The sequence below is a fragment of the Microcystis aeruginosa LEGE 91341 genome (genome assembly GCF_015206885.1).
GTDB classification, from domain to species: Bacteria; Cyanobacteriota; Cyanobacteriia; order Cyanobacteriales; family Microcystaceae; genus Microcystis; species Microcystis aeruginosa_H.
Genome location: NZ_JADEXY010000037.1, coordinates 1 through 18,963 on the forward strand (window position 1 = coordinate 1; position 18,963 = coordinate 18,963).

14 protein-coding genes and 1 pseudogene are annotated in these 18,963 nt (G+C 42.9%); 9 read left to right on the forward strand and 6 right to left on the reverse strand.

Annotation, left to right across the window (positions count from 1 at the left end):
• On the forward strand, positions 1-267 hold a 267-nt coding region (locus IQ234_RS21575; RefSeq protein ID WP_265578470.1), incomplete at its 5' end, for a transposase.
• 224 nt (positions 268-491) lie between these two features.
• Here IQ234_RS21575 and IQ234_RS07665 read toward each other — a convergent pair.
• The 3 genes from IQ234_RS07665 to zds form a co-directional block, all read right to left on the reverse strand.
• Entirely contained in the window at positions 492-1,511 is a 1,020-nt protein-coding gene (locus IQ234_RS07665) for a long-chain acyl-[acyl-carrier-protein] reductase (RefSeq protein WP_193956662.1), read from the reverse strand.
• A 147-nt stretch (positions 1,512-1,658) separates the two neighbouring features.
• Positions 1,659-2,354 carry an aldehyde oxygenase (deformylating) gene (locus IQ234_RS07670; protein ID WP_052275955.1) on the reverse strand — a complete coding sequence of 232 codons (696 nt, stop codon included), beginning with the start codon at positions 2,352-2,354 and terminating at the stop codon, positions 1,659-1,661.
• A gap of 229 nt (positions 2,355-2,583) precedes the next feature.
• Positions 2,584-4,044, reverse strand: a complete 1,461-nt coding sequence (gene zds / locus IQ234_RS07675) for a 9,9'-di-cis-zeta-carotene desaturase (protein ID WP_193956663.1) — start codon at positions 4,042-4,044, stop codon at positions 2,584-2,586.
• 136 nt (positions 4,045-4,180) lie between these two features.
• Here zds and IQ234_RS07680 point away from each other — a divergent pair, with 136 nt between their 5' ends.
• A complete protein-coding gene (locus IQ234_RS07680) occupies positions 4,181-6,619 on the forward strand; it encodes a phospholipid carrier-dependent glycosyltransferase (RefSeq protein ID WP_193956664.1) in 2,439 nt (812 codons plus the stop codon).
• A gap of 645 nt (positions 6,620-7,264) precedes the next feature.
• Positions 7,265-7,465 (forward strand): annotated as a pseudogene (locus tag IQ234_RS21050) (hypothetical protein).
• Positions 7,466-7,489: 24 nt separating this feature from the next.
• Here the strand turns inward: IQ234_RS21050 and IQ234_RS07685 are convergent.
• The gene (locus IQ234_RS07685; RefSeq protein ID WP_193956665.1) at positions 7,490-8,440 is read right to left on the reverse strand and encodes a hypothetical protein; all 951 of its coding nucleotides are present in this window, start codon (positions 8,438-8,440) and stop codon (positions 7,490-7,492) included.
• Positions 8,441-8,447: 7 nt separating this feature from the next.
• On the reverse strand, positions 8,448-9,812 hold the full coding sequence (locus IQ234_RS07690; protein WP_193956666.1) for a UDP-N-acetylmuramoyl-tripeptide--D-alanyl-D-alanine ligase: 1,365 nt from the start codon (positions 9,810-9,812) through the stop codon (positions 8,448-8,450).
• 582 nt (positions 9,813-10,394) lie between these two features.
• Here IQ234_RS07690 and purD point away from each other — a divergent pair.
• The 4 genes from purD to IQ234_RS07710 all read left to right on the forward strand — a co-directional run bounded on the left by purD (position 10,395) and on the right by IQ234_RS07710 (position 15,566).
• Positions 10,395-11,660, forward strand: coding sequence for a phosphoribosylamine--glycine ligase (gene purD / locus IQ234_RS07695; RefSeq protein WP_193956667.1), 1,266 nt, complete (start codon positions 10,395-10,397; stop codon positions 11,658-11,660).
• 209 nt (positions 11,661-11,869) lie between these two features.
• Entirely contained in the window at positions 11,870-13,096 is a 1,227-nt protein-coding gene (locus IQ234_RS07700) for a glycosyltransferase family 4 protein (RefSeq protein WP_193956668.1), read from the forward strand.
• A 117-nt stretch (positions 13,097-13,213) separates the two neighbouring features.
• A complete protein-coding gene (locus tag IQ234_RS07705; protein ID WP_193956669.1) occupies positions 13,214-14,770 on the forward strand; it encodes a CPBP family intramembrane glutamic endopeptidase in 1,557 nt (518 codons plus the stop codon).
• Positions 14,771-14,855: 85 nt separating this feature from the next.
• The gene (locus IQ234_RS07710) at positions 14,856-15,566 is read left to right on the forward strand and encodes a Uma2 family endonuclease (protein WP_193956670.1); all 711 of its coding nucleotides are present in this window, start codon (positions 14,856-14,858) and stop codon (positions 15,564-15,566) included.
• A 10-nt stretch (positions 15,567-15,576) separates the two neighbouring features.
• Here IQ234_RS07710 and sufR read toward each other — a convergent pair whose 3' ends face one another.
• The gene (sufR, locus tag IQ234_RS07715; RefSeq protein WP_193956671.1) at positions 15,577-16,215 is read right to left on the reverse strand and encodes an iron-sulfur cluster biosynthesis transcriptional regulator SufR; all 639 of its coding nucleotides are present in this window, start codon (positions 16,213-16,215) and stop codon (positions 15,577-15,579) included.
• Between the two features lie 223 nt (positions 16,216-16,438).
• On the opposite strand from sufR, the gene sufB reads away from it, so the two are divergent.
• Together sufB and sufC are read left to right on the forward strand one after the other, a co-directional pair.
• Positions 16,439-17,881 (forward strand): Fe-S cluster assembly protein SufB, encoded by a 1,443-nt coding sequence (gene sufB, locus IQ234_RS07720; protein WP_002758413.1) that lies wholly within the window; start codon positions 16,439-16,441, stop codon positions 17,879-17,881.
• A gap of 123 nt (positions 17,882-18,004) precedes the next feature.
• Positions 18,005-18,775, forward strand: a complete 771-nt coding sequence (gene sufC, locus IQ234_RS07725; RefSeq protein WP_193956672.1) for a Fe-S cluster assembly ATPase SufC — start codon at positions 18,005-18,007, stop codon at positions 18,773-18,775.
• Positions 18,776-18,963 lie beyond the last annotated feature (188 nt).

Sequence of the window (18,963 nt, forward strand, 5' to 3'; positions counted from 1 at the left end):
GCGACAGATTTACCTCTAGAAGGAGAAGGGGCAGTTAGCAATGAAGAAGTGGCCGAAATTTACATCCAAAGATGGCAAATAGAACTGCTGTGGAAATTTTTAAAAATGCATCTAAAGTTGGATAATCCCAGGGTGAGAGCATCTCAAACGCTATTGACAATTGACCAATTTTTTGATCCGTTGGCCGTGTGGGCATTTCAAGTGATACCAGTCAATCAGAATAGTTGCGAAATCGACCCATTGGGTCAATTTTTGCTTAACAATTGAGATGGCAAATTCTCCTCAAATATGCCTGAATCGCTCTCTGGGTAAGCAACTCACATAAAGTTCATTTTGTCAAGGATTGTTAAGATGCGCTTACCCCGCAAATAGACTTGATGGGTTGAAAACATAGAGAAAAGCGATGGATCCAAGGCCAATCGATGATTCTTTGATTGCTGAACTTAGCAGTGGGTTGTGGGATGAACCCAATGACATTCTAGATAAATTAATTAAAATAACAAAGGTTGAAACCCATGTTTGCGGGAAGCTGCACCGATTTGTTCCATTTTAGGGACGGTAATTTGATTGCGTCCCCAGGAAAAATTAGTTTGCCAACCCTCCAACTCCAATAAAATCGCCTCAGCAAAACAGGCAAACATTTGACGAGAGGGAATATCCATATTAACGATTTTCATAATTTTCCAGTCAATATCGAGGGAATGCTCGACAATACCACCCTTAATCACCGAAATATCGGGGGCATTTAATACCATGCCTAAATTTTTCGGATAACCACCATCAATAATAATGCAGGGGCGCTTGAGTTTATCTGGATCAATTTCTACCCCTTTAGGCATACTAGCCACCCAAACAATGATATCAGCTAGGGGTAAAGCCTCCTCTAGGGGGAGAATTTTACCGCGTCCTAACTCCCCTTGCAGAGATTGTAAACGCTCTTGATTGCGTGCCACATAGATTAGTTCTTTTGTATCGGTTTTTTCATTTAACCAACGACAAACGGCGCTGCCGATATCTCCGGTGGCCCCACAAACCACGACAGTAGATTGAGCTAAATCGATGCCCATTTTTTCAGCGAGGGTTTGCACCTGAGTGCAGATGACGTAAGCGGTGTGGGTGTTACCGGTGGTGAAACGGCCAAAATCTAGCTCGATATTCCGCACCTGTCGATTATCTTTGAGATTAAACTCCTCGAAAATAATTGAAGAAAAACCGCCGAGTGCGGTGATATTGATATCACTTTTTTGAGCGAGTGCCATGGCATTTAGCACCTTACGAATAGCAGACTTTACCCAACGATTCGACAACATCTCTGGTAAAAAACAGGATTCGATATATTTTCCTCTGATGGTTTGCCCCGTGATGCTGGTGACATGAAAATCATCGACAATTTGCGGGGGGGCAGCACACCAAAAATCTAATCCCTGGTTAGCATATTCAGGATAACCTAGATCGTCGGCGACCGATTGGGCGTGTTCTAAACTGGTAAGATGACCTATAAGACCAAACATTGATTGTTCTTTCGTTAGACTAGATGGCACTAGATAAAAATTAGGATATTGCTAAGAAATCGTTAAGACTCTTAAATATAATACACAAAAGAGCCGCTCTGTGTTGAGCGGCAGCAGGGGAAAAAAAGAAATCTCGATGCTAAAGCTTTAGACAGCAGTTAATCCGTAGGCAGACATCCGCATGATATCACGGGTGCTGAAACCAATATTGCTTAACGCTTCCCCGTAGCTAATCATAAAGTCTTCCACGAGGGCCTCTTTTTCCATAGCGAGGACGCGAGCATCATCCTCGACTTGATTGAGCATTCTCCAGACAATGGGTAGATTAGCGCGATTTGCCGCTTCTAATTCCTCTTTAGCGGTTTCAAAGTTCGCTTTTAGCCATTCTTCGCCAAAATTGAGGTGTAAATATTCGTCTTTAACTACGCCTTCAGTAATTTTACGCGCAAAAGGATCAGCAACGGGAATATAAATATTATAGGCAGCGATCGCAAAAGCTTCGATAATCAAAGATTGGATTAATAAACAGGTGACTACTTTACCTTCTGCGTAGGCAATTTGGAAGTTATTGTGCAGAGAGGAAAAGAATTCTTTGGCATAATCCATATCAGGGGTGATTTGCAAATTTCGGCCGCAAGCTTGAAAACCTTTCATGTGACGGTTTTCCATTTTTGCCAGACGGTGTAACTCTTCTTTTTTATCGGTGAGGATGTCTGCTAATTGAATATAATTGCTATTGGCCTCGTATTCGCCTTCAATAACGATGGCATTAATGCGACTATAGGCTGATTTATAGGTTTCGCTGGTGAAATCAAGCTCTAATGGTACAGCAAGCTCTGGCATAAACTCGATTGACTCCTATTTCTGACGAGATTTTTCCGACGTTCTTTCCAGTCTAGGGTAAGCCTTCTAGACGGAGTGATCTTTTTACGAGTCTAGCTCGATCGGTCTTTTTTGTATAGCTTGGCCTGAGGGGCTGACTTGCCAAGTTAGCTATAGCGGTTATCTTTTGCCACTGAAAACAAGTCTAGAGGCAATCCCTTCTTAAGGGAGGAGATTGCCGGCTGTTTGCTCAAACCGTGGCTAAAGATTTCCAGCGCTCGGCCTGTTGTAGGATGGCTTTGGCTGCCTGTTTACCGGATAAAGTGGCTCCTTCCATGCTATCAATGTAATCCTGTTGGGTATAACTGCCAGCCAGGAAAAAGTTAGCAATAGGAGTCGCTTGCGAGGGACGATAGACATCCATCCCCGGTGCTTCCCGATAAAGACTCTGGGCCAATTTCACCACGCTAAACCAAGTCATCTTTAACTCCCGCGAGGAGGGAAATAACTTATGGACTTGCGCTAAAACGTGCTGGGCAATATCTTCATTTTTAGCTTTAATAAAAGGATCCCCAGGCGTTAAAACCAACTGTAATAAAGAACCTTCTCCGGGGCGATAATAATCCCTAGGACTGGTGAGAGCAAGATCTGCAAAACAGGAAAAATCCGCTTGGTGGGTGTACAAAAGATTGTCAATTCCCACCGCTTTTTGCAGTTGTCGGCGTTTTTCGGCATCATTTAACTCCGTCACCCAACCGTCAAAACGCAATTGTACCGTAGCGACGGGGACGGCTTCTAGTCGGAAAATATTGTCAAAAATCGGCATTTTTCGCCAATCTTGGGGAATGAGACGCTGAATACCGGGGACATCACCAGCGCAAACGTAGGCATCTGCGGTGATAGTTTCTGTGGTTTCTCCGTTAGCGACGATCAGGCCATTAACTTGCAGATTTTCGCCCTCTCCAGAATAGAGAATTTCCCGCACTTGACGACGGGTAGAGATTTTGGCACCCCGGGCCTCCAGATAGTTAATAATCGGTTTATGCAGGTATTCGTGGGGGGAACCTTCCAACATCCGCAGGACGGAAGCTTCGGTTTTAGCGGCGAAAAATTGGAAAATCGTCAGCATACAACGGGCCGAGATATTTTCCGTATCGATAAATCCTAAGGCATAGGCGATCGGATTCCACATTTTTTTTAAACTGCCTTCATTACCGCCATGGCTACGAAACCAATCGGCAAAGCTAATCGAGTCCAGATCCCGAATCGTTTTCATCGCTCCTTGAAAGTCTATCAGACCGCGGACGATGGGACTGGTACCCAATGCCAGAGAATTAAAGATTTTATCGGCTGCCGAGAGTTGGGAGGAGGTAAAAAAGGCTTTTAAACCGTTAAAAGGCGCACCTGCGGCGAAACGAAAGTCTAATTCGCCGATTTTTCCCCCTTCGTTGATAAAAGTGTGGGTGTGTTCTTTGAGTAGTAGGGATTGAAAAGCACCCACTTTTTTCATTAACTCAAAAAGATTGTAGTAACAGCCAAAAAAGACGTGCAAGCCCATCTCGATGTGATTACCGTCTGCATCTACCCAACTACCGACTTTTCCCCCGACAAAGGGACGAGATTCTAAGATTTCTACTGTACAGCCCGCATCGACCAGATCGATAGCTGTTGCCATTCCCGCTAACCCTGCACCAACGATCACCACTCGCATTTGTCAAGTTCCTGTTACAATTTTTCACTAAATCTTTATTTTACTCGATCGATCTGGTGTTTCTCGCTGGCGATTTTTTCAGGGTCGCTTGAGAGCGTGGCAGAATAATTGAGAGTTGCACTAGGGAGAAGTCATTTTGAAGCGATCGCTAGATAGGAGACAGGAATTAATTATTGTCAGTATTATTTGGATATTGGGGATATTAGTCGATAGATTCTGGTTTAGTCTCGATCATACTATTCCCGCTTGGGATCAGGCCGATTATCTCAATGGTGGGATTATCTATACCCAAGCTTTCCAAAATCCGCGCTGGTTTGATGGGGATTGGTGGCGCGGTTTATGGCTAATGTCGCCGAAAATTCCCCCTTTAACCTATCTTTTAACGATTCCCTTCTTTAATCTCTTTGGTATTAGCGTTGACGCGGGTATGTGGGTAATGGCTATCTATAGCGCCCTACTGCTCTTTTCTGTGTACGGATTGGGAATTATCCTCTTTAATGGGACTGTAGCACTCTGGGCGGTCTTAATCTGTCAATTTCTCCCTGGTTTATACTATTATCGCCTCGAATATCTCTTAGATTTTCCCTTAGCGGCAATTGTAACTTTTTCTTACTTCTGCTTGACATGGTGGCGATTTAGTGGCCATGGCTGGCTAAAAGCGATCGCTTTCGGGATTTCTTTCGGTTTAGGGATGTTAGTCAAACAAACCGCCCTATTTTTCCTCTTTTTACCGATTTTGTGGGTATTGGGCGAAAATCTCTGGCGAAAACGTTGGGGCAATCTAGCGCAATTAATGCTGAGTTTTTTGACGGCAGCATTGTTGATGTTTCCCTGGTATCGGACGAATTGGTTATTAATGTTAACTGCGGGCAAACGTGCCACGGTAGATTCGGCGATTTTGGAGGGAGATCCGCCTCTTACCAGTCCTGATGCCTGGACATTTTACGCCCAAGTTTTACCCTATTTTCTTTCTTGGGTATTGTTATTAGTTCCCGTGGTGGGATTATTAATCTCATTACGTCATAGAAAAACCGAAGATAAGGTTAATCGTCCTGTGGGGATTTGGTTGGGAGTTTTTCTGCTGGGGGGATACCTATTATCATCCCTCAATATCAATAAAGATGCTCGTTATATTTTGCCGCTTTTACCGACTTTATCCTTAATTTTATCCGTAGGTTTATTATCTTGGCGCGGTCGTTTTGCCCCCGCTATCCGTTGGGGAACGATAACTATTGCCGCTATCCTCACCAGCTTAAATTTATTCCCCTTGGGGGGAGATGTAATTACTAACGTTTTCAGTCCCGAATTACAACACCATCCCTATTTAAAAACTGGTTGGCAGCACGAAGAAGTAGTTAAAGAGATTCTAGCCGATTCTCCCTATCTTCGCAGCACCCTAGGGGTTTTACCTTCCACCCCCGAATTAAATCAACATACCTTCTCTTTCTACGGTGGTAAACATAATTCACAGGTTGCTGGGAGACAGGTGGGAGTTAGGGAAGAAGATATCGAAAAGGATGTCAATTCTTTAGATTGGTTTTTAACTAAAACTGGTGAACAGGGTTCCGTCCCCGATGTCCAGAAAAAAATTGTTAATCGAGTCGCCACTGGGCCAGATTTCCAAGTGGAGAAAACTTGGCAGCTACCAGATGATAGCACCCTGTCCCTACACCGAAAAATCTCCCCCTCCGTCACGGTTAAACCCCTTGAAAATGCGCCAAAACGGGTGGAACTAAGAGAGATTGCCATTGCCGAAAAAGCCTCTCCTAATCAACCAATTCCCGTGGTTTACAAATGGGCAGGAGACTGGCAACAATTAAAGTCAGGGATAGTGATTTTAAACTGGCAAGAAGTGGACGGTAAGGATTATTGGATGCACGATCATGGTATTGCTATGGGGGGATTAATGGCAGAAAAATTAACTCCAGAAGAGCAACAAAAGGGTTTTGAAGTCACTGAAAAAACCGCCATGCAGTCGGCAGCAAACCCCGGAGTTTATCGCTTATCTGCTGTCTATCTCAATCGGGAAACTGGCGAAACCTATCCGATTAAAACTAATGCTGAAATTACCATCGAGCCTCAAGTTGCCAAGTTAGCAACGCCCCAATTAGATTTAGTCACCCAATTGCGCTTAAAGTCTGCTAATATTGGTCAAGGATTAACGGGTATCGAACCAATTTTTGAGTTAACTAATCGTATCAATCAATACGATTCGATTCAGGATTATGTGCTGCAAGCAGACAAGGCTTTTTCCTATCGTTTACAGCAACAAAATCCCCCCGATAAATTATCTTTAGCCTACGGATTAGCAATTTCTAAGGTACTACAACAGGATGTGGCAGGGGCAATAAAAGCCACGGAGGAAATGATTAAAATTGACCCCTATAATCCCTATCATTATGCTTATCAAGGTTTTATTTATCTTTACGATTGGCAACCGCAAGCAGCCCAAAAAGTCTTAGATAAAGCTAGACAATTAAATCCCGATAGTGAGGAAATTAAGACTTTAAATGCAGTGGCTGCCTTGATGGGGGGAAATCTCGTTAAAGCTTGGCAATTATGGCAGTCAAATTAAAAGAGAGTGGGAATTATGAATTATGAATTATGAATTATGAATTGGGGAGGTGGGGGAGAGGGAATTATGAATTATGAATTATGAATTATGAAGTGGGGTGTTGGGGGAGTGGGGTTTTAGGGTTTTAGGGTTTTAGTGGAAATTACTCTATCTCCCCATTACCCTATTCCCCCATTTCCCTATCCTCTTCTAACTGATAACTGATAACTGCTCACTGATAACTGATAACTGATAACTGACTTCTAACCCAATATTGGTCAAAGATAAGCAAAAATTATCTATTGACTCCAAAAACTTGAGAATATTTAAATTAACATTCCGCAATATTTATAAATTCTTAAGAATTAATTGAGAAAGATTTTTATTTAACAACGATGTTATGAAGGTGACAGCGATTTGATAGAATTTCACAATGGGCTATTCTATGCTTTTTTAGGCAGCAACGGTTGAAACCCTTACCACACCTAGAAAGTGATCCTAATTAAGACAGGTAAATGAGTCAATTTCACCCACAACGATGATCTTTTTTTTGTGTAGTTTTATTGCAAAAAAAAAGTTTTTTTGACAAAAAGCACAAATTATGAATTATGAATTATGAATTATGAAGTGGGAAGAATAAATAAAAATGGCTCTTCGGTTTGTGTTATGCAATGGACGGGGGTTATAAGGGATAAAACCTTTATAGAGAAAGACATTTGCTGATTTTTGTCAATTGTTTTCGATCTAGAGCGAACTAATCAATTAAATCTCTTGCCAGATAAGGATTTAGTCGATTTATGCCCCCCTATCGAACCATACCAAGTAACGAAGAACCATAAAAATAATCTCCTGACTACCGACTCCTGACTCCCATCTCCTGACGACCGATAGCTAATTATCTAAGAGCAACGGTCGCAGAAAACTGCCATAATTCTCGTCATCTGTACCGATAAAGACTTCCACTTCACCTCTCGGAGATTCTCTGGTAGTCACCGCTTCCACTTTCGAGCCATCGATTTCCGCAATTTTTTGGGGATTAGGGGCAAGAATTAGGCTATTATCGCCCTTAACTTGACCAATAAGGTAAACAGCACTTCTAAACACCCCCGCACTATCTGGATCGTCAGCAGAAGCTATGTAGATATTACCTTGCTTATCTACGGCTAAATCGGAGATGAGGCGAATATTTTTCCCACTACCAAAAGGACTCCGAAAAGTTACCGACTGAAATTCCCCGAATTTTAAGGGATTGAGCGAGATATCCGTCCAGCGAATCTTTGTACTCTCTTGACTATCGGCCCGTTCTGCGTAGATAAATAGATAACGATCGCCTTGCCGACTAACAGCGATCGCCTCTACATTTTCCACCGCAATCGGCCAATTTATTTGCTCAACTATCTTGACTTTTTGCCGGTTATATGCTAATAAAAATAGTCGTTGAAAAGGTTTTTTCTCGCCACTTTCAGCCAACAAAAACAAATTAGTTTCTGGGATATGAGTAATACTTTCGAGATCGTTACTCAATCCCTCTGGATTTGGCCAATCTACCCTTAAAACCTGCCATAATAGCGGTTTTTCCTGGGTAGGTAGCTGTAAAAGACTCAGCCTTGCTTGAGATGGATCACTATTTTTGCCCTTATTTTTGGCATCGTGAACCCCTAGAAAAATATCCGCTTCCACCCAAGCTAAACCACTGATATCCGGGAGATAAGTCTCCAGTCGTCTCGATTCTTGAGCTAAAGAGACCTGCACGGCCGAAAAAAAGAAAATTAGCGTTAAAATAACCGAAAAAACTGTTTTTAATCGGCTATTCTTGCTAAAAAATGCTCTCTTCTTTAACATCTCGTCCCTAACTCCCAATATCACTGATTAACTCCTCCACCACCCGATTCAAACCGACGGAATGGGAAGCCTTGCATAAAATGCGATCGCCAGAATCGATTACTTCCTTTAAACGATTAATTAAATCTGCGTGAGTTTGAAAACATTCACAATCGACCCCAGTAGCGGACTCAGCAATAAACTTAGCTTCTGGGTCATCTACCAAGACAAACAAGCGATCTATGCCTAGTTTTTGCACCTTCTCACCCACTTGGCGATGTAATTGCTCCGCAAAAGACCCTAACTCCTTCATCGTGCCTAAAACAGCAATATGACGCTGACCGGGGGTAGCTTTCAGCAAATCCAAGGCCGCTAACATTGATTCTAGACCCGCGTTATAGGTTTCATCGAGGAGTAGGATATCGGGTGTTAATTGGTAACGTTTGGCCCGACCACTGGGTAAATTAACCTTAATTCCCTGTTGCAAAGAAGTCCAATCGATGCCTAAAATTTTCGCTACAGCCAAGGCTGCCATAAAATTTAAAGCGTGATGACGACCGGATAAAGGTAAGTTAAAATCTAGTCCATTGACTCGTAAAGTAGTTAAATCCAGTAATTCTCCGACTATATCGCCGCCAGAGAAGCCATAGGTAAGCTTTTCTCCCTGCCATACCCGTTTAGCTGTTTCGGTAAGTAAAGGGTGATCGTAGTTAAGAACAGCTATACTACTAGAAGGAGACTCGGACAATAACTCGCATTTGGCCTCTGCGATCGCTGCTTCCGACCCTAAACGACCAATGTGAGCGGTTCCCACATTAGTAATCACTGCGATCGTCGGTCGGGCGATTTGAGCGAGCAGGGCAATTTCTCCCCGTCCCCGCATTCCCATCTCGATCACAGCACTATCGTGAGTTTCATCCAGTTCGAGGAGAGTTTTCGGCACTCCGATCTCATTGTTATAATTAGCCAAGGTTTTATGTACCTTTCCCCGGGTTGCTAATACGGAAGCGATTAATTCTTTAGTGGTGGTTTTCCCCACCGATCCCGTAATAGCAATCACGGGTATAGTAAATTGATTCCGCCACCAGTGGGCTAATTGCTGATAGGTTTCTAGGGTATTATTAACTAAAAATACAGGAATATTTTTAGAAGAATTTACCGAAACTGGCTGATCGACAATCAAGGTCGCCGCTCCTTTTTCGATAGCCATATCGATAAAATCATGACCATTAAAATTATCACCTTTTAATGCCAAAAATGCTTGTCCTGACTCAATACTACGGCTATCTGTATTAATGCCAGATACTAAACTATCGGGACTAAAACTTATTTCTGCCTTATCTTGTAAGGACAATAATTGAGCTAGTTGATTGAGGGATAAATGGCAGGGCATAGACAGTAAAAATAATTAGAGTAAATTCCGAATAATCTAGAAGATAGATTGAGGTTTAACGGGGACTTAGATCAGATAAAATCGATTTTTCTTGGCTCTCTCAATCACATCTAGTACCATGTAGGGGCGCAACGTGGTCAGTTAGTTTATCGAACTGCTTGCGCCCATAATCTAATATTGTGAATATTTTTGACCCTATGTCCGAGAGAGCCAACTCGATGCAGTAGAATGACCCAAAATAGAGACATCCTAAGAAGGGATCATCTACTATCTAATCACAATTGACTCCCTTACAGCAGTTAAGTAGGTAGGCGTTAAAAGTTGTCAGGCACCCCCCTTATCAAGGGGGGATTAAGGGGGGATCGGCACCCCCCTTATCAAGGGGGGCAGGGGGGATCGAACCTAAAATCCATTTTTAATTTAATTATAACCAGCTACTTATCTGATCACCTCCGTAGGACTAGGGTTTTGCTCAACAGGTGGGGAGCGAGGATTAAAAAGTTAAGTAATCTCAACTTCTAGCCAATGGGGTCCCGGAGCTAGGGGATAATTAAACCATCGTCATTTAGGCTGGGTTTATCCGTGAAAATTATCGTTATCGGCAGTGGTGGTCGAGAACACGCTCTAGCTTGGAAACTGCTGCAATCACCCGAAGTTGAACAAGTGTTCTGTATTCCGGGTAATGGGGGAACGGCAATTTTACCTCAATGTGAAAATATACCTCTAGCAATGGAGGATTTTGCCGAAATTAGCCGCTTTGCCCAGGAAAATAGCGTTGATTTGGTGGTTGTCGGTCCAGAATATCCCCTCTCCCTCGGCATTACCGATCATCTTCTCGCCCAAGAAATAGCGGTTTTTGGCCCCACACAAACTGGGGCCCTAATTGAATCGAGCAAATCCTGGGCCAAAGAATTAATGATCGAAGCCGGAGTGATCACCGCCGCCTCGGAAACCTTTACCGATGTAGAATTAGCAAAAACTTATATCCGAGAGCAAGGAGCGCCCATCGTGGTGAAAGCCGACGGATTAGCCGCAGGAAAAGGGGTAATTGTCGCCGAAACCGTAGATATGGCCCTAGAAGCGATCGATGATCTTTTTACCAGTGGCTTTACTAAAGTCGTGGTGGAAGAATTCCTAGAAGGGGAAGAAGTGTCCATCCTCACCCTCACCGATGGGATCAGCTTCCGTTCCCTGCTACCCGCCCAAGATCACAAGCGCATCGGTGAAGGCGATACCGGCAAAAATACCGGCGGTATGGGAGTTTATGCCCCCGCACCCATAGCCACCGCCGCCATTATCGAAGCGGTGGACCGAGACATCCTCGCCCCCATCGTCGCCACGCTGCAAAAACGCGGCATTGACTATCGGGGAGTCCTCTACGCGGGTTTAATGATTTCCCCCGCCGGAGAACCAAAAGTTCTCGAATTTAACTGTCGTTTTGGCGATCCCGAAACCCAAGCGGTTTTACCCCTACTGGAAACTCCCCTGGCACCGCTGCTGCTGGCTTGCGCTCAACAAAAGTTAACTGATTTCCCCTCTTTACAATGGCGCTCCGGTAGTGCCGTTTGTGTGGTGGCTGCGTCTGCCGGTTATCCCGACCACTACGAAAAAGGCCAGTTAATCACGGGAATTAAGGCAGCTGAAACCGCAGGAGCGATCGTTTTCCACGCCGGCACGGTTTTAAAACACGGCGATATCTTCACCGATGGCGGCCGGGTTTTGGGTGTCACGGCTATGGGGTCGAATTTTAATCAGGCGATCGAACTTGCCTATCAATCGGTGAACAGGATACACTTTCAGGGCATCTATTATCGTCGTGATATCGGCCACCGGGTACGGGAAAAATAAGGGTCAGTATTTAGGCAGGGGGAAAAGGGGAATAGTTAGGGATTTTGAGCATTAATTGATCAGCTAATTTCCCTTTTTTACCGCATCTCTCACCTAATCTCCGCCTCTTTCTAGGGTAATCCCTGACAAAAGCGCATCTGATTTGTCAAAAAACCAGTAACTATTGATAAAATCATGAAACTGAATCGCCTAACCAAATTGCCATCCCTATGCGAATTTTGCTCTATTCTTATAACTATTATCCCGAACCGATCGGCATCGCTCCCCTAATGACAGAATTGGCGGAGGGATTGGTTAAAAGAGGTCATCAAGTCAGAGTTTTGACGGCTTTTCCTTGGTATCCTAATAGTGAAATCGATCCCGAATACCGAGGAAAAATTTATCTGGAAGAAGAACGCAATGGTGTTAAAATTCAACGTTCCTACGTTTGGGCCCGCCCCCAAAGAAGTCTAAAAAATCGTATTTTATTTGAGTTAAGCTTTGTTTTTTTGAGTTTCTTTCAGGCTCTCAAAGGCGAAAAACCCGATCTAATTTTCTTAACCGTCCCCGGATTACCCGTTTGCGTTCCTGCCGCTTTATTGAGTAAATTATATGGGGTGCCGATCATTCTAAATTTACAGGATATTCTGCCCGATGCGGCAGTTCATGTGGGATTATTAACTAATCAGAAAATGATTAAGGTTTTTAGCAGTCTCGAAAATTTTGCCTACAAAACTGCCAGTAAAATCTCAGTTATTGCCGATGGTTTTACCAAAAATCTCCTCACTAAAAATGTGCCGAGTCAGAAAATTATTGAGATTCCTAATTGGGTGGATGTCAGCTTTATTAAACCGCTGCCGAAAAACCATAATTATTTCCGCCAAGAAAATCATCTTGAGGGCAAGTTTGTTGTTTTATATTCTGGCAATATTGCCCTAACTCAACCCTTAGAAACTTTGATCGATGCCGCAGTTCAATTAGTTAATATTCCTGAGATTAAAGTGGTAATTGTTGGTAAAAAAGAAGCTCTTGATCGCCTAGAAAAGTATCGCCAACAACAGGGGGCCAGTAATGTGCTTTTATTACCCTTTCAACCCCGGGAAAAATTACCAGAAATGTTAGCCGCTGCCGATGTGGGTATGGTGATGCAAAAACATAACGTTATTTCCTTTAATATGCCGTCCAAAATTCAGGTATTATTAGCTAGTGGTCGTGCTATTATTGCTTCTGTTCCCTCCGATGGAACCGCTGCTAGGGCGATCGAGCGTAGTGGTGGTGGTTTGGTGATTAATCCTGAAGATCCAGAGGCATTAGCTACAGCCATTTTAAAACTATACAAAAACCCAGATTTAGCAACTACACTAGGAGAAAAAGGACGACAATACGCAGAAGAAAATTATGCTTTTGAAAAGACTTTGGATCAATACGAAAATCTTTTTTCTCAAGTAGTTAGTTAATAATTAGGGAATAGGGAAATGGGGAAATGGGGAAATTCAAGTAAAACCCCAAAACCCTAAAACCCCAAAACCCTAAAACCCCACCATCTAAACCCTAACTCCCAATTTCCTATTTTCATGTTTGATAATTTCTCAAAAAAACTCCCCTGGCAAAGTCTCAAACAAGCGATCGCTTTTGTCTTAACAATTATTGCTTTAACTCCAGTGGTTACAGCTTTAATTTCTAGTGTTAATCAGCCGCAAATCCAATCGAATATTCAACTGTATCAAACCAATCTCAATCTACAAGCCACAACTCTCAGCAGCGATGCTGATCCTAATAGCGAGGAATTTGCTAATCTTAAATTAATTCAAACCTCCCTGATTGGTGAAGATCCTTATACGACTGCCGAGGAACAGTATTTATCCGCCCGGAAAAGTGCCAAAAAAACAATCACCGAACTAAAAAAATCAGCAGTTAATCCCGAACAAAAAAAATCCCTTGAGCGCGACATCAATTCCCTAAAGGATTTAGAACTGAAATTAAGTCTTATTCAAGCTAGTCAAGGTGAATTGGATTCGGCACGGCAAATCTGGCAAGACATCAAGGAAAAATCAGCATTTGAGAACTATAAACCTGCTATTTTAAAAAATGCGCTGCTGTTAGAGGGATTGTACAGTGAACCCCCCGAAATTGCCCCCGATGCTGAAGCGAGAATCGATCGCAATTTTCAAGGATGGTTTCGTTATACCATTCTGGAAAAATTATATAGTCTCGAAAATCGGCAAGAGGATTTACTCGCTTTAGAGGAAGAACAGAGTGAAGTAGCGGCTAATGCGTTAATTAAACTAATTTTAGTGGCTTTGTTGCCTCTTATCGGCGGTTTAATCGGTTTTGTGCTGTTGATCTTTTTATTAGTGCAGTGGCTTCTCCGCAAACAGCGAGCGCTGCTCTTTTTAGATGATAGTCTCGCTTGGCAAACTAAGTGGGGAGGAGAAACCCTCTGGTGGGGAATAATTATCGGTTTCTTTTTCGTCGGACAAATTGTTTTACCGGTAATTTTCGGGATTTTATCGAGTTCCTTGAGTCTCAATCCCGAAAAATTCAATCTAGAAGCTAAAGCAATATACGTTGTGGTTAGTTATTTAGCCTTAACAGTGAGCAGTTTATCGGTTTTATACCTAGCGATCAAGCCTTTTCGCCCTTTACCTCCCGATTGGTTTCGTTTTAAACTCTTTAGTCCTTGGTTTCTCTGGGGATTAGCCGGCTATTTCGTCGCTTTACCCCTCGTTATTATCGTTTCTTTGCTCAATCAACTAATTTGGCAAGGACAAGGGGGTAGTAACCCGCTGCTTACTTTAGCCCTAGAATCCCAGAATACCTTCGCTTTAGTCTGTTTTGGCTTTACTGCTTCCCTTGCCGCTCCTTTTTTCGAGGAAATTGTCTTTCGCGGCTTTTTACTAGCTTCTTTGACTCGTTATCTGCCTGTTTGGGGTGCTATCGCTCTTAGTAGTTTGATTTTTGCCCTTGCTCACCAAAATTTGTCAGAAGTGCTGCCTTTAACCGTACTAGGTTGTGTTCTTGGCTTTGTTTACACCCGCTCGAAAAATTTATTATCCTCGATGTTGGTTCATAGTCTCTGGAATGGTGGCACCCTGTTAAGTTTATTTTTATTGGGCAGCGGTGCGGGTTAGGTGAAGTCTCTGGTTTTAGGAGTAGTCTAGAGATGATGACAAATACCGTCTAATTAATTATCAACCTATCTCTGTTGGATAAACCATGACTATCGCTCAAAGCTTCCCCCTAGTCGAGTCTCATGTAAACCCTGAGATAATCTTCCCAGAAGGTCAATTTTGGAGTGATGAACCCCCGTTGGAAAGTAACCTACATCTACAACAAATTATTTTATTAATTCAGTGTTTAGAATGGTGGTGGCGCGAGCGAGAAGATTATTTTGCCGCCGGCAATTTAACCATTTATTACAGTTCCAACCAGAAAAAGTCAGAATTCTTTCGTGGTCCTGATTTTTTCGTGGTTTTGGGGACAAATCCCAATCCTAACCGCAGAAGTTGGGTAGTTTGGCAAGAAGAGGGCAAATATCCCAATTTAATTGTGGAAATTCTCTCCGATAGTACCGCCAAAGTTGACCGAGAGGAGAAAAAACAAATTTATCAAGATATATTTCGCACTCCCGATTATTTTTGGTTTGACCCAGAAAGCTTAGAATTTCAGGGATTTACCCTAATTAGCGGTCAATATCAACCGATTACCCCCAATTCCCAGGGATGGCTCTGGAGTCAACAATTAGGCTTATATTTGGGTTTATCCGCCAATAAATTGCGCTATTTTACCCCCGAAGGCGAATTAGTACCCACTCCCGCAGAAGCGGCACAACAGGCAGAAAACCAAGTTGAACAGGAAAGGCAGAAATCCGCAAAATTAGCGGCTAAACTGCGGGAATTGGGCATAAATCCCGATGAAAATCTCTAATCTTTTTCTGTTATCTCTTGGACTTAATTAGATAACCACATCGTTGCTCACCTTGATTGATCCAGTGAGTCCTTTCGATCGTACAATCGGGTAGCAGCAGCGCAAACATTTCTAATTCATGGCCACAGATAGTGGGATAGGAACCAGCCACCTCAGCAATAGCGCAATGATGCTCAGCTAGAACATAGCTATTTTCTGCTTCCAGTGCCACTAATTCTGCCATATAACCCTCCTCTTGGCGAATTTCCAGCAATTTTCTCATTCTTTCCCCTAAAGACCCCTTGCCGAGGCGCAATTGATATTCTGCCGCTTTGCGTTGCCACTGTTTTTTGAGAATTTCCCCCACCTGTTGCTCTCCCACCGTCTCCACCAGAGTATTGAGAAAAGAAACAGCGAAATTATCGTAATTATGGGGAAAACGGCCCCGACCTTGACGACTGAGACGATAAATGTGCTGGGGTCGTCCTATCTTATTTTGTACCGCAAAATATTCGATCAGTCCTTCCCCCTCCAAATCCTTAAGATGGCGGCGCGTCGCTTGCGGACTAATACTTAACTCCTCAGCCAAGTCTTGGGCGGTAGATTGACCGTTTTTGAGCAAATATTGCAGAATATCGTCTTTCGTCGAGGCGGGTTGAGTCGTGGTCATGATACCAAAAACAGAGGCTTTAGCGTACAATTGCTGAGGGTCAAGGAGCGGCCAATTACCCCTACAGAGTAACTTGAATAACAGAGGTTTATCAGCATCCCCTCAAATTTTCCCTGACTTTGACAACAGCTTTGTTGTTAATCTATTATATAATCAATTTAAACAACTTTCTTGTTGTTTTACTGCCTCCCCTGCCTACCGCGTAGAGAGAACACTAACCCCCATGAGTGCAACCACCGTTAAAAACCTCGTTAACCAACCCTACAAGTACGGTTTCATCACCGATATCGAATCGGAAACCATCCCTCGCGGTTTGAATGAGGAGATTATTCGCCTAATTTCAGCGAAAAAGAAGGAACCGGAATTCATGCTCGATTTTCGTCTCCGGGCCTATCATCAATGGCAAAAGATGACCGAACCCAGTTGGCCGCACGTTTCCTATCCTGCCATTGATTATCAAAATATTATCTACTACTCTGCACCCAAACAGAAAAAAGAAAAACTCAACAGTCTGGAAGAAGTTGACCCCACTTTAATCGAAACCTTTGAAAAATTAGGCATTCCCCTTTCGGAACAAAAACGCCTTTCTAATGTCGCTGTCGATGCTATCTTTGACAGCGTTTCTATCGCCACAACTTTTAAAGAAAAACTAGCAGAACAGGGGGTGATTTTCTGTTCTATCTCGGAAGCTTTACAGGAACATCCCGACCTAGTGCAGAAATATCTCGGCAGTGTCGTTCCCGTGGGTGATAATTATTTTGCCGCTCTTAATTCTGCCGTTTTTAGCGATGGTTCCTTTGTTTTTATCCCCAAAGGTGTCGCCTGTCCGATGGAATTGTCCACCTATTTTCGGATTAATAACGGTGAGACGGGACAATTTGAAAGAACTTTAATTGTCGCTGAAGAAGGGGCATCGGTAAGTTATTTAGAAGGTTGCACCGCTCCGATGTACGATAGTAATCAACTTCATGCCGCCGTCGTGGAATTAGTCGCCCTCGATAATGCGGATATTAAATATTCGACGGTGCAAAATTGGTACGCTGGCGATGCCAATGGTAAGGGAGGTATTTATAATTTCGTCACTAAAAGGGGTCTGTGTAAAGGAGTTAATTCTAAGATTTCTTGGACGCAGGTGGAAACCGGTTCAGCTATTACTTGGAAGTATCCCAGTTGTGTCTTAGTTGGCGATAATTCCGTCGGGGAATTCTACTCAATTGCCCTAACTAATAACAAACAACAGGCCGATACAGGTACGAAAATGATTCACATTGGCCGCAACACCAAAAGTACGATTATTTCTAAGGGAATTTCTGCGGGTAACTCCCAAAATAGCTATCGCGGTTTAGTGAAAATGGGACCGAAAGCCAAGGGAGCAAGAAATTACTCCCAGTGTGATTCTATGCTGATTGGAGATAATGCCGAAGCTAACACTTTTCCCTATATTCAGGTGGATAACAATAGTGCCAAAGTAGAACACGAAGCTTCTACTTCTAAAATCGGTGAAGACCAATTATTCTACTTCGCACAACGGGGTATTTCCGAAGAAGATGCTGTCTCTATGTTAGTCAGTGGTTTCTGTAAGGATGTCCTCAGTAAATTACCGATGGAATTCGCCGCCGAAGCTGATAAACTCCTCAGTCTCAAGCTAGAAGGAACCGTGGGATAATCAGTAAAGTAGGGTGGGTTAGGCGATAGCCGTAACCCACCAAAAGCTAAGACAATTTATCCATCGATTGATGATTCGCCGTCAACCCAAAAAACTAATATTTTTGTTCTAGAAAAACATCTCATGAGTGAAGTAATTTTATCGGTAAAAAATCTGACCGCTAATATTGATGGAAACCAGATTCTTAAAGGAGTTAACCTCGAAATTAAAGCGGGTGAAATCCACGCAATTATGGGACGCAATGGCTCAGGAAAAAGCACCTTTTCCAAAGTAATCGCCGGACATCCCGATTATGAAGTAACTGGGGGAGAAATAATTTATCAAGGCGAAAACCTTTTAGACAAAGAACCCGATGAACGAGCGCTTATGGGTATCTTTCTTGCTTTCCAATATCCCCTAGAAATCCCCGGCGTTAGTAACCTCGATTTTCTTCGCGTTGCCTATAATGCCCGACAAAAACATCTAGGCTCGGAAGAATTAGATAGTTTTGACTTTGAGGAATTAGTCGAGAAAAAACTAGAAGTTGTTCAGATGAATCCTAGCTTTCTTGGCAGAAGTTTAAACGAAGGTTTCTCCGGTGGTGAGAAAAAACGTAATGAAATCCTCCAAATGGCTTTATTAGAACCCACTTTAGGAATTCTCGATGAAATTGACTCCGGTTTAGACATCGATGCTTTGCGAATTGTTGCCCAGGGAGTCAATCAATTAGCTACCCCCGATAACGCTTTTTTACTTATCACTCACTACCAGCGTCTGCTCAACTACATTGAACCTGATGTTATTCATGTTATGTACGATGGGCGCATTGTCACCAGTGGCGGTAAAGAATTAGCCCTCGAATTAGAAAGAACTGGCTACGATTTCCTCGACGAACAATTATTAGCCGTTAAATAATCTAGCTATCAGTTATCACTTATCAGTTATCAGTTACCAGTTACCAGTTACCAGTTACCAGTTACCAGTTACCAGTTACCAGTTACCAGTTATCAGTTATCAGTAGTCAGGAGATTATTTTTACTTATTCTCCCCTCTCCCCAATTCATAATTCATAATTTATAATTCATAATTCCCACACCCCACCC

Bases quoted from the DNA above. Each gene is read 5' to 3' on its own strand.
- IQ234_RS07705 (WP_193956669.1), top strand. From the start codon at position 13,214: ATGTTTGATAATTTCTCAAAAAAACTCCCCTGGCAAAGTCTCAAACAA.
- zds (WP_193956663.1), bottom strand. From the start codon at position 4,044: ATGCGAGTGGTGATCGTTGGTGCAGGGTTAGCGGGAATGGCAACAGCT.
- IQ234_RS07665 (WP_193956662.1), bottom strand. From the start codon at position 1,511: ATGTTTGGTCTTATAGGTCATCTTACCAGTTTAGAACACGCCCAATCG.
- IQ234_RS07690 (WP_193956666.1), bottom strand. From the start codon at position 9,812: ATGCCCTGCCATTTATCCCTCAATCAACTAGCTCAATTATTGTCCTTA.
- sufB (WP_002758413.1), top strand. From the start codon at position 16,439: ATGAGTGCAACCACCGTTAAAAACCTCGTTAACCAACCCTACAAGTAC.
- sufR (WP_193956671.1), bottom strand. From the start codon at position 16,215: ATGACCACGACTCAACCCGCCTCGACGAAAGACGATATTCTGCAATAT.
- IQ234_RS07670 (WP_052275955.1), bottom strand. From the start codon at position 2,354: ATGCCAGAGCTTGCTGTACCATTAGAGCTTGATTTCACCAGCGAAACC.
- IQ234_RS07685 (WP_193956665.1), bottom strand. From the start codon at position 8,440: ATGTTAAAGAAGAGAGCATTTTTTAGCAAGAATAGCCGATTAAAAACA.
- IQ234_RS07710 (WP_193956670.1), top strand. From the start codon at position 14,856: ATGACTATCGCTCAAAGCTTCCCCCTAGTCGAGTCTCATGTAAACCCT.
- IQ234_RS07700 (WP_193956668.1), top strand. From the start codon at position 11,870: ATGCGAATTTTGCTCTATTCTTATAACTATTATCCCGAACCGATCGGC.
- sufC (WP_193956672.1), top strand. From the start codon at position 18,005: ATGAGTGAAGTAATTTTATCGGTAAAAAATCTGACCGCTAATATTGAT.